Here is a 12,909-nt window from a genome sequence, read left to right as displayed (position 1 = left end):
ACGGTCAATGGAAATCGTTGTTTGTTGTGACTGGCAAGTTTTTTGCTTTCCTAATTCGTTTATACTTTGGGCATGAGTGTAACCCATGAAAAAACAATGCTGAAAGCTTTTGATCGAATTGACATGCAAGCGACGACCGAGCGCGCTGTCGCGCTGGCCCGCACCACCTTGCAGATCGAGTCCGACGCCATCGTTGCGCTGCATGCGCGCCTGGCCACGGACGACAGCGTGGGCCGCGCCGTGGCGATGTTGCTGCAATGCAAGGGACGAGTCGTCGTCTCCGGCATCGGCAAGTCCGGCCATATTGCGCGCAAGATTGCCGCCACCCTCGCTTCCACCGGCACGCCGGCCCTGTTCGTGCATCCGGCCGAAGCGGCCCATGGCGACCTGGGCATGGTCACCTCGGACGATGCTTTTATTGCCATATCGTACTCCGGCGAATCATCGGAACTGATGGCCATCATGCCCGTCGTCAAGCGTATGGGCGGCGTGCTGATTTCCATGACGGGCAAGCCCAATTCGAGCCTGGCGCAATTGGCCGACGTGCACCTGGATATTTCTGTTGAGAAAGAAGCGTGTCCGCTGAACCTGGCGCCGACGGCCAGCACCACCGTCACCCTGGCCCTGGGCGACGCGATCGCCGTGGCCTTGCTCGACTTGCGCGGCTTCAAGGAAGAAGATTTCGCCCGCTCGCACCCGGGCGGCGCCCTGGGCCGCCGTTTGCTCACGCACGTGCATGACGTCATGCGCAGCGGCGAACGCGTACCCAAGGTGCCCGTGGACGCTTCCTTGCTGCAGGCGCTGGAGGAAATGACCAAGAAAGGCATGGGCATGACGGCCGTCGTCGACGCGGACAACCGCCCCGTGGGCGTGTTTACGGATGGCGATCTGCGCCGCATGTTCGAGCGCGTGCAGGATTTCACGCAAGTGGCGATCCGCGACGTCATGCATGCGCAGCCGCGCAGCATCGCGCCCGAACGCCTGGCCGTCGACGCCGTGGCCGTGATGGAGCAGTTCCGCATCAACCAGATGCTGGTCGTCGATGCCGACGGCAAGCTGGTGGGCGCGCTGCATATCCATGATCTGACGCAAGCGAAGGTGATCTGATGGACAGCGTGGCGGACAACCTGGCGCGGGCGGCCAAGGTCAAACTGATGATCTTTGACGTCGATGGCGTGCTCACCGACGGCAGCCTGCATTTCGGCCCGGACGGCGAGATGATGAAAACGTTTAATGTGTATGATGGCCTGGGCATCAAGCTGCTGCAGGAATCGGGCGTGCAGACGGCCATCATCAGCGCGCGCCGCTCGGCCATCACGGCGCGCCGCGCGCAAGACCTGGGCATTACCCATGTGCACCAGGGCGGCCACGACAAGCTGACGCCGTTTCGCGAATTGCTGGCGCTGACGGGCTTGACGGAAGAGCAATGCGGCTATATCGGCGACGACGTCATCGACGCGCCCATCCTGAAGCGCGTGGGCTTTGCCGTCAGCGTGCCGGGCGGGCGTCCGGAGGCGCAGGGCCTGGCCCACCATGTGACGCAGGCCGGCGGCGGCCGCGGCGCGGTGCGCGAGATCTGCGAATTCCTGCTGCGCGCCCAGGACAACTATGCGCGCGTCATGGCGCCGTTCCTGGAGTGAGGCGCGCCGCCTCGCCAGTGACCTTTGAAAGAGTGAAGCCCTATGCGTAAGCCAGGAGGCGCCCATCGCTGGCGCATGATTTTTACCGTGCTGGGCGCGGTTGTCGTCGCGCTGGGCAGCTTTTGGCTGCTCGAGGTGATGAACAAGAATGGCCAGGACATCACGGCCAGCAAGCATCTGGATGAACCCGACTATTTCATCACCAATTTCAGCATGGTGCGCATGGACTTGACGGGCAAGCCCAGCTATATCGTGTCGGGCACCAAGCTCACGCATTATCCGCTGGACGATTCGTCCGATATCGACCAGCCCTTCGTGCGCAAGCTCACGCCAGGCATGCCGCCGATGAACATGAATGCGGAACAGGCGCATATCGACCAGGACAATACCCGGCTGCAACTGCACCGCAAGGTCGTGATCGACCGCGTGGCCAGTCCGAAGGCGCAGAACCTGACGGTCAAGACGGAAGCGCTGACGGTGTTCCCGGACGAGGAAAGAATGGAAACGGACGTGCCTGTCGATATCCTGACGGGCGCCTCGCGCATCAATGGCATCGGCATGAAGGCGAATAACGCCACCGGCGTGGTGGAAGTGCAGAATGCGCTGCGCATGGTCCTCCCGCCGAAACCGCGCCCGGCCGCGGCGGCAAAATGACAGAATGAAACAAGGAAACCATACTATGAAGAACATCTTGCTGTTGACCGTATTTTCGCTGGCCATCATGGGCGTGGCGCATGCCGAGAAGGCCGATTCCGAGAAGGAAGCCGTCATCACGGCACGCAGCGGCCACGTCGATGACGTCAAGCAGGTGCGCACCCTGACGGGCGACGTCGTGCTGGTCAAGGGGACCCTGACCATGAAGGCGGGCCGGGCCCTGATCACGGAAGACCCGCAAGGCTACCAGTTCATCACCTTCTGGGCCGATCCCGGCAAGCTTGCGACCTTCCGCCAGAAGCGCGATGGCGCGGGCGACCTGTGGGTCGAAGGCGAAGCGGAGCGCGTGGAATACGACAACAAGACGGAAGTGGTGAAACTGTTTTCCAGAGCCAAGCTGACGCGCCTGGAAGGCGCGAAAGTCACCGATGTGGCCAATGGCGCTTTCATCTCGTATGACAGCCGCAAGGAAGAATTTGCGATGGAAAATTCCAACAGCGGCACCAGCACCGCCGATGGCGGCAGCGTGCGCATGGTGATCCAGCCGAAGACCAAGGCGCCGGCAGCGGAGAAAGCGCCGGCCACGCCCGCGCCAGGAAAGAAATAATGGAAAATACACGTTGCGGCAGCACCCTGATCGTTCGCGGGCTGCAAAAAACCTATGGCAAGCGGCAAGTCGTGCATGATGTTTCGCTGCAAGTCGAATGCGGCGAAGTGGTGGGCTTGCTGGGCCCGAACGGCGCCGGCAAGACCACCTCGTTCTACATGATCGTCGGCCTGGTGCCGTCCGATGGCGGCAGCATCGATATCAGCGGCGTGGATATCTCCAGCCTGCCGATCCACCGCCGCGCGCAGATGGGCCTGTCCTACCTGCCGCAGGAAGCGTCCGTCTTCCGCAAGCTGACGGTGGAAGACAATATCCGCGCCGTGCTGGAAATCCAGACCGTCGAAGGCCGTCCGCTGACGAAGGCCGAGATCGAGGAGCGGCTGGATAAATTGCTGGCCGACTTGCAGATTGAAAAGCTGCGCGAGAACCAGGCGCTGTCCCTGTCCGGTGGCGAACGCCGCCGCGTGGAAATCGCCCGCGCGCTGGCCACCGATCCCCGTTTCGTGCTGCTCGACGAGCCGTTCGCCGGCGTCGATCCGATCGCCGTGATCGAGATCCAGCGCATCGTGCGTTTCTTGAAGGAGCGCAATATCGGCGTGCTGATTACCGATCATAATGTGCGTGAGACGCTGGGTATTTGCGACCGCGCCTACATCATCAACCAGGGCTCGGTGCTGGCGTCGGGACGCCCCGACGACATCATTGCGAACGAGTCGGTACGCCGGGTCTATCTGGGCGAACACTTCCGCATGTAAGCCAATGAAACAATCATTGCAGCTGCGCACTTCGCAGCACCTGGCACTGACGCCGCAGTTGCAGCAATCGATACGCCTGTTGCAATTGTCTACTCTGGAATTGCACCAGGAACTCGAGCAATTGCTGACGGACAATCCCTTGCTCGAACGCCTCGACGATCCGCTCGACCGCTCGCTGCGCCTGCTGTCCGACGGGGCCTTGAGCTCCACGGCCGCACCGGCCGAAGCGCCGCCCCAGCCACCAGGCCAGGAGGCGCCCGCAGCGCCGGCCGAAGCGGAAGCGTTTGACGGCGAGGGGGGCGACAGCCCGGCCGCCGCGGATGGCGGCGACAGCGACTGGAGTGAGGCGAGCCGGGGCAAGGCGCCCGACGACGAAGATTCGCGTCCGCAATTGGAGGCCCATCACTGCACTCTGCGCGAACACCTGATGGAGCAGATGCGCGTGACGGTGCTCGAATTGCGCGACCGCGCGCTGGTCGAGCTGATCATCGACGCGCTCGACGACAATGGCTACCTGGAAGAGTCGCTCGACGACATCCTGGCGCGCCTGCCGGAAGAGCTGGAAATCGACGCCGACGAGATGCGCACGGCCTTGTCGCTGCTGCAAAGTTTCGATCCGCCGGGCGTGGGCGCGCGCAACGCGTCCGAATGCCTGGCTCTGCAAATCAAGCGCTTGCCGCACATCGCCATGGTGACGCGGCGCATGGCCCTCGTGATCGTGGAAAAGCACCTGGCCTGGTTTGCCCAGCGCGATTTCAACAAGCTGAAAAAAGCCCTCGATTGCGACGATGAAGACTTGCGCGAAGCGCAGACGGTGATTCGCCAGTGCAATCCGCATCCGGGCGCCGTGTTCGCCTCGGACGTGTCCGATTACGTGGTGCCCGACGTCGTCGTCAAGCGCGCGCGCAATGGCTGGCAAGTCACCCTGAACAACGACGTCATGCCGCGCCTGCGCGTCAACGCCATGTACGCCAACTTGCTCAAGCAGGGCAAGGGGGAGGGCGCCATGGGCGCACAGTTGCAGGAAGCCAAGTGGCTGATCAAGAATATGCGCCAGCGCTTCGACACGATCCTGCGCGTGGCGCAGGCGATAGTAGAAAGACAAAAGAACTTTTTCTCGCATGGGGCCGTTGCCATGCGCCCCCTTGTGCTCCGTGAAATAGCTGATACACTGGGTTTACACGAGAGTACTATCTCGCGGGTAACAACTCAAAAGTACATGCTGACCCCGCACGGCATGTTCGAGTTGAAATATTTCTTTGGTAGCCACGTCGCCACCGAAGCGGGGGGCGAAGCGTCATCGACGGCGATACGGGCATTGATCGTGCAACTGACAGGAGCAGAAGACCCTAAAAATCCTTTATCCGACAGTAAGATTGCGGACATGCTGGGGGAACAAGGCATGGTGATTGCGCGACGTACTGTTGCCAAATACCGGGAAGCATTAAAAATTCCGCCAGTGAGCCTGCGTAAGTGTTTGTAAGTTTTTTTCGGTTCCTCTGCGGGCCGGATAGGATGGACCGCACGAACCCGATCATCTTTAGGAGTGTGTATGAATCTCACCATCAGCGGACATCATCTCGAAGTGACACCAGCCATCCGTGAATACGTACAAACGAAGCTGGAGCGCGTGAAACGTCATTTCGATCAAGTCATCGATATCGCCGTGATTCTGACCGTGGATAACCTCAAAGAGAAAGAAAAACGTCAAAAGGCTGAAGTCAACCTGCGTTTGAGCGGCAAGACTGTCTATGTGGAAAGCTTGGCGCACGACCTGTACGCCGCGATCGATACCCTGATCGACAAGCTCGATAGGCAAGTGATGAAATACAAAACCAAAGTGCAAGGGCACGGTAAAGAGGCGATCAAGCATCTGCCAGACAACTCCGAGGAAGAAGCCGTCGTCGCCGTCTAAGGCCACCCGCTTCCAGCAGTTGTGATCAACTAAGGGCGCACATTGCGCCCTTTTTTGCGCCCAGCGGAACGCAATGTTCCCCGCGCAGGCATTAGAATATTCGCACTTTCACTTCTTTCCTGCCTGCCATGAGCGACTTCGTCCAGACTTCCATCCGCAACCGCACCGGGCACATCGTGCTCGACCGTCCGAAAGCCTTGAATTCCCTGTCGCTGGAGATGGTGCGCGCGCTGAGCGCGGCCCTGCTGGCCTGGCGCGACGATCCGCAGGTGGACGCCGTCGTGATCCGCTCCAGCAGCGACAAGGCCCTGTGCGCCGGCGGCGACATCCGTTTCTTTTACGATGCGGGTCTGGCCACGCCGCAAGGCGGCAGCGCCTTGCTGGAAGATTTCTTTACGGAAGAATATGCTTTAAATCATTTAATTCATTTCTACCCGAAACCGTATATCGCCGTGATGGATGGCGTGGTGATGGGCGGCGGCATGGGCGTGGCGCAAGCCGGGCCAGGCAACCGCTTGCGCATCGTGACGGGCCGCACGCGCATGGCCATGCCGGAAGTCAATATCGGCCTGTTCCCGGACGTGGGCGGCAGTTATTTCCTGTCCCGCCTGGCTGGCCAGCTGGGCCTGTACGTGGGCTTGACGGGCTTGACGATCAACGCGGCCGACGCCCTGTACACGGGCCTGGCCGATGTCTACCTGCCCGAAGCACAGATGGGGGCGCTGCTGGACCTGTTTGAATCGACGCCGGGCGAGGCCTTGCCGGTGGCCATCAAGGCGCTGGCGGCGCCATTCCAGGCCGAGGCAGGCGTTTCTCCCCTGGCCACGGCGCGCGTAGCGCTGGACCGCCATTTCAGCGCCGGCTCCGTGGCGGCCATCATGGCCTCGCTGGCGCAGGACGACGGCGCGTTCGCCACCAAGGCGCTGGCGGCCATGCGCCTGCGTTCGCCCTTGATGATGTCGGTGACCCTGGAATTGCTGCAGCGGGGCGCCCACCTGGGCGTGGCCGATTGCCTGCGCCTGGAGCGCACGGTGGTACGCCATAATTTCGAACATGGCGAAGTGCTCGAGGGCGTGCGCGCGCTGGTGGTCGACAAGGACAATGCCCCTCGCTGGAACCCCGCCAGCCTGGACGAAGTCGACGCGGCCATGGTGGCGCGCTTCTTTACGCCCGTCTGGCCGGCTGCGGCGCATCCGCTGCGCCACCTCGATTAACTAGCTGCGCTCGCGGTGGCGTAGAACCACGCGCTCGTTGGGTCCGAAATATTGCGCCAGCCGCTCCGCCATGTACACGGAGCGGTGCTGGCCGCCCGTGCAGCCGAGGGCTACCGTCAGGTAGCTGCGGTTGTCGGACTTGAATGACGGCAGCCATTTCTCGATGAAGGCGCGGATGTCGGCCAGCAGTTCCAGCGCGCTGGGCTGCGCGTCGAGGAAGGCGATCACGGGTGCGTCGCGTCCATCGAGGGGGCGCAAGGCCAGGTCGTAATAGGGATTCGGCAAGGCCCGTACGTCGAAAACGAAATCGGCGTCCAGCGGCACGCCCAGCTTGAAGGCGAACGATTCGAAGAACAGGGTCAGCGGCGCGCGTTCGGAGGCGACGATATCCTTGATCCAGGCACGCAGCTTGTTGGCGCTCAGTTCCGACGTGTCGATCACATGGCCCAGCTGTTCGATGGTCGACAGGCGTTCGCGCTCTTCCGAAATGCACTCGATCAGGGTGCGGCGGCTGGCCGGATTCTGGTTCGGACGCAATTCGTGCGACAGCGGATGGCTGCGCCGCGTTTCCGAGAAGCGGGCCACCAGCGAATGCGTGGTGGCTGTCAGGAACATGACCTTGACGTCGTGCCCCTGGTCGCGCAGCAGGGCCACATTGTGCGGCAGGCTGGTCAGCGACTCGGCGCTGCGCGCATCGACGGCGACGGCCAGTTGCGGTGTACCTTCGTCGAGCAGGGTCTGCACCAGGCTGGGCAGCAAGGCCGGTGGCAGGTTGTCGACACAATAGTAACCGGTATCTTCCAGCACATTGAGCGCGACGGATTTACCGGAGCCGGATATTCCGGTGATAAGGACGATATGCATAACCCGATCATACAATAAAGACCGGCGCTCCGCTCCCAGGGCAACTATCTTTACAAATTATTGCAATTTGGACTGTAGTATTGGTTAAACAAAAGAGGGCGTGCTTCTTGCTGATTAATCCCCGCTGATTGCCAATCTCTGGTGCTGCAGGGGTTGCGGAGAGCATGGCTCTCCGCCTGCGTAACGGTTCGCCCTTGCAAGGGCGAACTCCTTGGCAACATTAATCGCCACTCATGGCGAGTCGTTGCCGTTCCATGAACTCCTGCAAGGTATCGATGCCGCGCAGTTGCAAAATCGTATTGCGCACGGCCGCTTCCAGCAGTACGGCGATGTTGCGGCCGGCGGCGACGGGGATGACGACCTTGCGCACGGGCAAGCCCAGCACGTCTTCCGTGGGGAACAGGAAAGGCAGGCGCTCGACTTCTTCTTCCAGCGCGTTGCGGCGCACGAGATGCACGATCAGCTTCAAACGCATCTTGCGGCGTACGGCCGTTTCGCCAAAGATGGCCTTGATATCGAGCAAGCCCAGTCCGCGCACTTCCAGCAGGTTTTGCAGCAGGGGCGGGCAGCGGCCTTCGATCATGTTGGGCGCGATGCGCGAGAATTCGACGGCGTCGTCTGCCACCAGGCCGTGGCTGCGCGAGATCAGTTCCAGCCCCAGCTCGCTCTTGCCCAGGCCCGAGTCGCCCGTGATCAGCACGCCCACGCCCAGCACGTCCATGAACACGCCATGCATGATGATGCGTTGCGCCAGTTTTTTCGACAGGTAGACGCGCAGGAAGTCGATCACTTGCGCGGCCGGCAGCGGGGTGGAGAACAGGGGAATGTTTTGTTCGTCGCAGATGGCGAGGATGTCGGGCGGCGTTTCCAGCCCTTGCGCGATGATCAGCGCGGGCGGACCGCCGGCGATCAGTTCGCCGATCACGTGGGTGCGCGTGTTGACCTTCAGGCGTTGGTAATAATTGATTTCCTGGTGGCCGAAGACCTGGATGCGGCCCGGATGGATCAGGTTCAAGTGGCCCACCTGGTCGGCGGCCGACGAGACGTCGCCCGAGATCAGGCGCTCGCCGCCGGGGAAGCCGGCGAACCAGCCCAGTTGCAGACTTTCACGATTATCGTCGTACAGGCGTTGTATCGTCAGCGGCGTTTGCAACATGGCAGTCTTCTTCAGGAGTGGAGGAATACCTGAAGTTTAACCTGCCGCTTGCAGACTGGGTTGCCAATTGACGATGCGCGAATGCACGGATTTCGGTTCCGGATCCGTGGCCAATGCCGTGCGGAAGGCGTCGTCGGAAAACATTTCGGCGATTTCCGACAGGATTTCCAGATGTTGCTGGGTGACATGATCTGGAATCAGCAGGAAAAACAGCAGATTGACGGGCTTGCCATCGGGCGATTCGAATGGAATCGGCTCGGCCAGGCGCACGAAGGCGCCCAGGGGCGCTTTCAAGGTTTTGCTGCCCTTGACTCTGCCATGCGGCACGGCCACGCCATGACCCAGGCCGGTCGAGCCCAGGCGTTCGCGGGCAAACAGATTGTCCGAGACGGTAGAGCGGGCGATGCCGTAATTGTTTTCGAAGATCAGGCCGGCTTGCTCGAAGGCGCGCTTTTTACTGGAGACTTCCAGGTCCAGCAGGACGTTCTCGAGGGATAATATTTTGCTAAGATTAGTCATGACACTCAATGAAATGGTGCAATGCGCAGAGGGCTTGCGAGCCGAATTATAGGCCTGTTTCGGCGGCCTGTAACGCCAATTCTCAACAGTATACGCCCGCTGCGGGCGCAGTGGGCGCTACAGCCCACATGGTCATCATTTTAGCAAAAAAATAACATCGGCGTGTATCGGCTATTTCTTGATTAAAAACACGCGGTGCGCCGGTTTTTCCGCCGCCGAATGCCGATTTTCCGATTTTTCAGCGTCTTTGACATGCTCTGCGGCACTACTGCAACGTTGTTTTAAAACACAGCCAACATTCCTGTTGGCATGGTTGCGGGGTGTTGTTTGGCGTTACTGGCGCGCATTGCGCAGATTGCCCGGCATCGCCCCGGTGCTGAAGTTGCTGCGCCAGGGATTGATGTCGAGGCCGCCACGGCGCGTGTAGCGCGCATACACGGACAGTTTTTGAGGCTTGCACTGACGCAAGATATCGACAAAGATGCGCTCTACGCATTGCTCGTGGAATTCGTTGTGTTCGCGGAAACCGATCAGGTAGCGCAACAGACTTTCCTGGTCGATCTGCGGTCCTGCGTACTCGATCTGTACGCTGCCCCAGTCGGGCTGGCCCGTCACCAGGCAATTCGATTTGAGCAAATGCGAGACGAGTTTTTCTTCCACCGGCGCTTCATCGAGCGCCGCCTTCAAGAGCAGCGGCGAGGGCGTGTATTGCGTGATTTCCAGGTCCAGGCGGTCGAGCAGCACGCCGTCGAATTCGCCCATTTTCAGCTTGCCGAAATCGTCCTGCAAGGTCAGTTCCACTTGCACGGGCGCGCCGAAGCCCTTCGATAAGTCCTGCTTGAGCAGGGCCAGCAGCGCATCCGGGCTGTCCAGCCTGGTCTGGTTGAACGAATTTAAATAGAGCTTGAACGACTTCGATTCGATGATGTTCGGCGAATCGGCCGGCGCGCTGACCTTGGCAATCGCCACCTGCGGCTTGCCGCGCTGGTTCAGCCACGACAGCTCATACGCATTCCAGATATCGAGGCCGAAGAACGGTAATGTACCGCGCAATTCCAGCTCGTCGCGCTTGCCCTGGCGGGGAATGGGAAACAGCAGTTCCGGCGCGTAATCGGTGCGGTAGGCGGAGCTTTTGCCCAGCGGGGATTGTTCGGCGAGGTCGTTGGTGGTGGTCATGGTCGTGTGGCGTGAATTCAGTCAAGCACGCATGGTAGCCTAATTCTCCCGACGACGAGTAGCCGCCGCCGGGAGGTGATGCTTACCCCAGGAACAGCTTATAGACGGGATTGCTGCTTTCATCCCAGTAACGGTAGCCCAGGGTATCGAGGAAGCGGGCGAATTCTCCCATTTCATCGGGCGGCACTTGCAGGCCGATCAGGATGCGGCCCACGTCGCCGCCCTGGCTGCGGTAGTGACATAGGGAAATATTCCAGTTCGGCGCCATGCTGTCGAGGAAGCGCATCAGGGCGCCCGGGCGCTCGGGGAACTCGAAGCGGTACAGCAGCTCGTCCTGCGCCAGCCGGCTCTTGCCGCCCACCAGGTGGCGGATGTGCGACTTGGCCAGCTCGTCGTGGGTCAGGTCCAGGGTCTTGAATTCGTGTTCCTCGAAAGTCTTCGCCAGCACGCTTGATTCATGTCGGTCGGCAATTTGGATGCCGACGAACACGTGCGCGGCTTTTTCATCGCTGATGCGGTAATTAAATTCCGTCACGTTGCGCGCGCCGATGAGCGAGCAGAAACGTTTGAAACTGCCACGCTGTTCGCGCATGGTGACGGCAAACACGGCTTCGCGGAATTCGCCCAGTTCGGCCCGTTCCGCGACAAAGCGCAAACGGTCGAAATTCATGTTCGCGCCGCTGGCGATGGTGATCAGGGTTTCATTGTTGACGGGATGCTTGGTCAGGCTGGCCCGTTCCACATAGGCCTTGGCGCCGGCGATGGCCAGCGCACCGGACGGCTCCAGGATGCTGCGCGTATCCGTAAACACGTCCTTGATGGCGGCGCAGATGGCGTCCGTGTCGACAGTGATGATTTCATCGACATACGCCTGCACGAGGCGGAAGGTTTCCTCGCCGGCCAGGCGCACGGCCGTGCCGTCGGCAAACAGGCCCACGTCGTTCAGGGTCACGCGCTCGCCCGCTTTCAGCGAACGGGCCATGGCGTTCGAATCGACGCTTTGTACGCCGATGATCTTGATGTCGGGACGGATCTGTTTCACGTAGGCGGCAATGCCGGCGATCAAGCCGCCGCCGCCGATGGGCGCGAAGATGGCGTGGATGGGGCCGGCGTGCTGGCGCAGGATTTCCATGCCGATCGTGCCCTGGCCGGCGATCACGTCCGGATCGTCGAACGGGTGCACGAAGGTCAGCTTCTGTTCCTTTTCCAGGGTCAGCGCATGGTTGTAGGCATCCGTGTACGACTCGCCGTGCAGCACCACTTCCACGTGCACGCCGCCGCGCCCCTTGACCGCCTCGACCTTCACCAGGGGCGTGGTGGTCGGCATGACGATGACGGCGCGGCAACCCATGCGCGCGGCCGACAGGGCCACGCCCTGGGCGTGGTTGCCGGCCGAGGCGCAAATCACGCCCCGTTTGCGGTCCGCTTCGCTCAGCTTGGACATCTTGTTGTAGGCGCCACGAATCTTGAAACTGAACACGCTTTGCATGTCTTCGCGCTTGAAGTAAATCTGGTTGTTCAGGCGTTGCGACAGGGCAGGGGCCAGTTCCAGCGGCGTTTCGGTAGCGACGTCATAGACGCGGGCGGTCAGGATTTTCTTGAGGTAGTCGATGTTCATAGTCTGCAAGCAAGTGATTCTGGGCCAGAAAGGGTCTGGAGCGTGTCGGGCGATAGCGGCGGCGCCGCGGCGGATAGCCTGGCGACAATAATGCTCTGTGGAACTGCGGGCGGGTAGGCCTGTGCCGGCCGGCGCGGATTGTGCGGCGCGCAAGCTGCTCTTCATTATAATGGAGAGCCTTACTGCATCGCGAAGTGTTCCATGATCGAATCCGCAATCGCCTGGCTGCTGCAGCTGATCGCCGCACCGGAAGTCGGGCTGACATCGGTCTTTCTGATCAGCTTTATTTCCGCCACCCTCTTGCCGCTCGGCTCGGAACCAGCCGTGTTTGCCGTCATCAAGGCCAATCCCGCGCTGTTCTGGGCCACCATCGGCGTCGCCACCCTGGGCAACACCCTGGGCGGCGTCGTCGACTACTGGATGGGCTACCGGGCCAAGCAGGCGTTTGCCAAGGAACGCGACACGCGCTGGTTCCGCTGGCTGGCCCGCTATGGCGCCAAGACCATGCTGCTGGCCTGGCTGCCCATCGTGGGCGACCCGCTGTGCACCCTGGCCGGCTGGCTCAAGCTGCCGTTCTGGCCCAGCGTGGCCTACATGGCCGTCGGCAAGTGCGCGCGCTACCTGACCATGACGGGCTTGCTGCTGAACGTGCCCGATGGCGTATGGCACCGGATTGGACAAATGCTGGCGTAAAGTGGGCGCAAACGGGGCGTAATGCAACGCCGTTTTGCCCCATTTTTGGGCAGTTCGATAGTTTGCAGCAGACTCTGATTCTTGGCATTTTTGCGTCG

The 12,909-nt window shown here is 61.1% G+C and carries 14 protein-coding genes; 9 read left to right on the top strand and 5 right to left on the bottom strand.

Going from position 1 to position 12,909, the window contains the following annotated elements:
* Positions 1–72: 72 nt before the first annotated feature.
* The 8 genes from NCG91_RS08285 (at position 73) to NCG91_RS08250 (ending at position 6,785) form a co-directional block, all read left to right on the top strand.
* Positions 73–1,107, top strand: coding sequence for a KpsF/GutQ family sugar-phosphate isomerase (locus NCG91_RS08285; protein ID WP_369811625.1), 1,035 nt, complete (start codon positions 73–75; stop codon positions 1,105–1,107).
* Positions 1,107–1,640, top strand: coding sequence for a KdsC family phosphatase (locus tag NCG91_RS08280; protein ID WP_077398943.1), 534 nt, complete (start codon positions 1,107–1,109; stop codon positions 1,638–1,640). Before NCG91_RS08285 ends, NCG91_RS08280 begins: the two co-directional genes overlap by 1 nt.
* Before the next feature lie 42 nt (positions 1,641–1,682).
* Positions 1,683–2,294: an LPS export ABC transporter periplasmic protein LptC gene (lptC, locus tag NCG91_RS08275; protein WP_251349352.1), complete on the top strand. Its 612-nt coding sequence runs from the start codon at positions 1,683–1,685 to the stop codon at positions 2,292–2,294.
* Between the two features lie 25 nt (positions 2,295–2,319).
* Positions 2,320–2,901: a lipopolysaccharide transport periplasmic protein LptA gene (gene lptA, locus NCG91_RS08270; protein ID WP_099665690.1), complete on the top strand. Its 582-nt coding sequence runs from the start codon at positions 2,320–2,322 to the stop codon at positions 2,899–2,901.
* The gene (gene lptB / locus NCG91_RS08265) at positions 2,901–3,656 is read left to right on the top strand and encodes an LPS export ABC transporter ATP-binding protein (protein WP_077398949.1); all 756 of its coding nucleotides are present in this window, start codon (positions 2,901–2,903) and stop codon (positions 3,654–3,656) included. Before lptA ends, lptB begins: the two co-directional genes overlap by 1 nt.
* 4 nt (positions 3,657–3,660) lie before the next feature.
* The gene (locus NCG91_RS08260) at positions 3,661–5,139 is read left to right on the top strand and encodes an RNA polymerase factor sigma-54 (protein WP_251349351.1); all 1,479 of its coding nucleotides are present in this window, start codon (positions 3,661–3,663) and stop codon (positions 5,137–5,139) included.
* Positions 5,140–5,208: 69 nt separating this feature from the next.
* Positions 5,209–5,571: a ribosome hibernation-promoting factor, HPF/YfiA family gene (gene hpf, locus NCG91_RS08255; RefSeq protein ID WP_034778388.1), complete on the top strand. Its 363-nt coding sequence runs from the start codon at positions 5,209–5,211 to the stop codon at positions 5,569–5,571.
* 128 nt (positions 5,572–5,699) lie between these two features.
* Entirely contained in the window at positions 5,700–6,785 is a 1,086-nt protein-coding gene (locus NCG91_RS08250) for an enoyl-CoA hydratase/isomerase family protein (protein ID WP_251349350.1), read from the top strand.
* On the opposite strand, the gene rapZ is transcribed toward NCG91_RS08250, so the two are convergent.
* The 5 genes from rapZ to ilvA all read right to left on the bottom strand — a co-directional run bounded on the left by rapZ (position 6,786) and on the right by ilvA (position 12,118).
* Positions 6,786–7,649 (bottom strand): RNase adapter RapZ, encoded by an 864-nt coding sequence (gene rapZ, locus NCG91_RS08245; RefSeq protein ID WP_099665687.1) that lies wholly within the window; start codon positions 7,647–7,649, stop codon positions 6,786–6,788. It abuts the gene before it with no gap.
* 220 nt (positions 7,650–7,869) lie between these two features.
* Positions 7,870–8,805, bottom strand: coding sequence for an HPr(Ser) kinase/phosphatase (gene hprK, locus NCG91_RS08240; protein ID WP_034753337.1), 936 nt, complete (start codon positions 8,803–8,805; stop codon positions 7,870–7,872).
* Between the two features lie 36 nt (positions 8,806–8,841).
* Positions 8,842–9,324 (bottom strand): PTS sugar transporter subunit IIA, encoded by a 483-nt coding sequence (locus NCG91_RS08235; RefSeq protein WP_071079718.1) that lies wholly within the window; start codon positions 9,322–9,324, stop codon positions 8,842–8,844.
* A 333-nt stretch (positions 9,325–9,657) separates the two neighbouring features.
* Positions 9,658–10,500, bottom strand: a complete 843-nt coding sequence (queF, locus tag NCG91_RS08230) for an NADPH-dependent 7-cyano-7-deazaguanine reductase QueF (protein WP_099665686.1) — start codon at positions 10,498–10,500, stop codon at positions 9,658–9,660.
* 82 nt (positions 10,501–10,582) lie between these two features.
* Positions 10,583–12,118 (bottom strand): threonine ammonia-lyase, biosynthetic, encoded by a 1,536-nt coding sequence (gene ilvA, locus NCG91_RS08225; RefSeq protein WP_251349349.1) that lies wholly within the window; start codon positions 12,116–12,118, stop codon positions 10,583–10,585.
* Positions 12,119–12,319: 201 nt separating this feature from the next.
* Between ilvA and NCG91_RS08220 the strand changes: the two genes are divergently transcribed.
* Entirely contained in the window at positions 12,320–12,811 is a 492-nt protein-coding gene (locus tag NCG91_RS08220) for a YqaA family protein (protein WP_251349348.1), read from the top strand.
* Positions 12,812–12,909 lie beyond the last annotated feature (98 nt).

The sequence above is a fragment of the Janthinobacterium kumbetense genome, from assembly GCF_023703445.1.
Taxonomy (GTDB): Bacteria; Pseudomonadota; Gammaproteobacteria; order Burkholderiales; family Burkholderiaceae_D; genus Janthinobacterium; species Janthinobacterium kumbetense.
The sequence above is the reverse complement of the archived record's forward strand: the minus strand, read 5'-3'. Positions and strand labels throughout refer to the sequence as shown.

Excerpts from the sequence above, each read along its gene's own strand:
- NCG91_RS08285 (WP_369811625.1), top strand. The coding sequence starts at position 73 with ATGAGTGTAACCCATGAAAAAACAATGCTGAAAGCTTTTGATCGAATT.
- hpf (WP_034778388.1), top strand. The coding sequence starts at position 5,209 with ATGAATCTCACCATCAGCGGACATCATCTCGAAGTGACACCAGCCATC.
- NCG91_RS08235 (WP_071079718.1), bottom strand. The coding sequence starts at position 9,324 with ATGACTAATCTTAGCAAAATATTATCCCTCGAGAACGTCCTGCTGGAC.
- rapZ (WP_099665687.1), bottom strand. The coding sequence starts at position 7,649 with ATGCATATCGTCCTTATCACCGGAATATCCGGCTCCGGTAAATCCGTC.
- lptA (WP_099665690.1), top strand. The coding sequence starts at position 2,320 with ATGAAGAACATCTTGCTGTTGACCGTATTTTCGCTGGCCATCATGGGC.
- ilvA (WP_251349349.1), bottom strand. The coding sequence starts at position 12,118 with ATGAACATCGACTACCTCAAGAAAATCCTGACCGCCCGCGTCTATGAC.
- queF (WP_099665686.1), bottom strand. The coding sequence starts at position 10,500 with ATGACCACCACCAACGACCTCGCCGAACAATCCCCGCTGGGCAAAAGC.
- NCG91_RS08250 (WP_251349350.1), top strand. The coding sequence starts at position 5,700 with ATGAGCGACTTCGTCCAGACTTCCATCCGCAACCGCACCGGGCACATC.
- lptC (WP_251349352.1), top strand. The coding sequence starts at position 1,683 with ATGCGTAAGCCAGGAGGCGCCCATCGCTGGCGCATGATTTTTACCGTG.
- NCG91_RS08220 (WP_251349348.1), top strand. The coding sequence starts at position 12,320 with ATGATCGAATCCGCAATCGCCTGGCTGCTGCAGCTGATCGCCGCACCG.
- NCG91_RS08280 (WP_077398943.1), top strand. The coding sequence starts at position 1,107 with ATGGACAGCGTGGCGGACAACCTGGCGCGGGCGGCCAAGGTCAAACTG.
- NCG91_RS08260 (WP_251349351.1), top strand. The coding sequence starts at position 3,661 with ATGAAACAATCATTGCAGCTGCGCACTTCGCAGCACCTGGCACTGACG.
- lptB (WP_077398949.1), top strand. The coding sequence starts at position 2,901 with ATGGAAAATACACGTTGCGGCAGCACCCTGATCGTTCGCGGGCTGCAA.
- hprK (WP_034753337.1), bottom strand. The coding sequence starts at position 8,805 with ATGTTGCAAACGCCGCTGACGATACAACGCCTGTACGACGATAATCGT.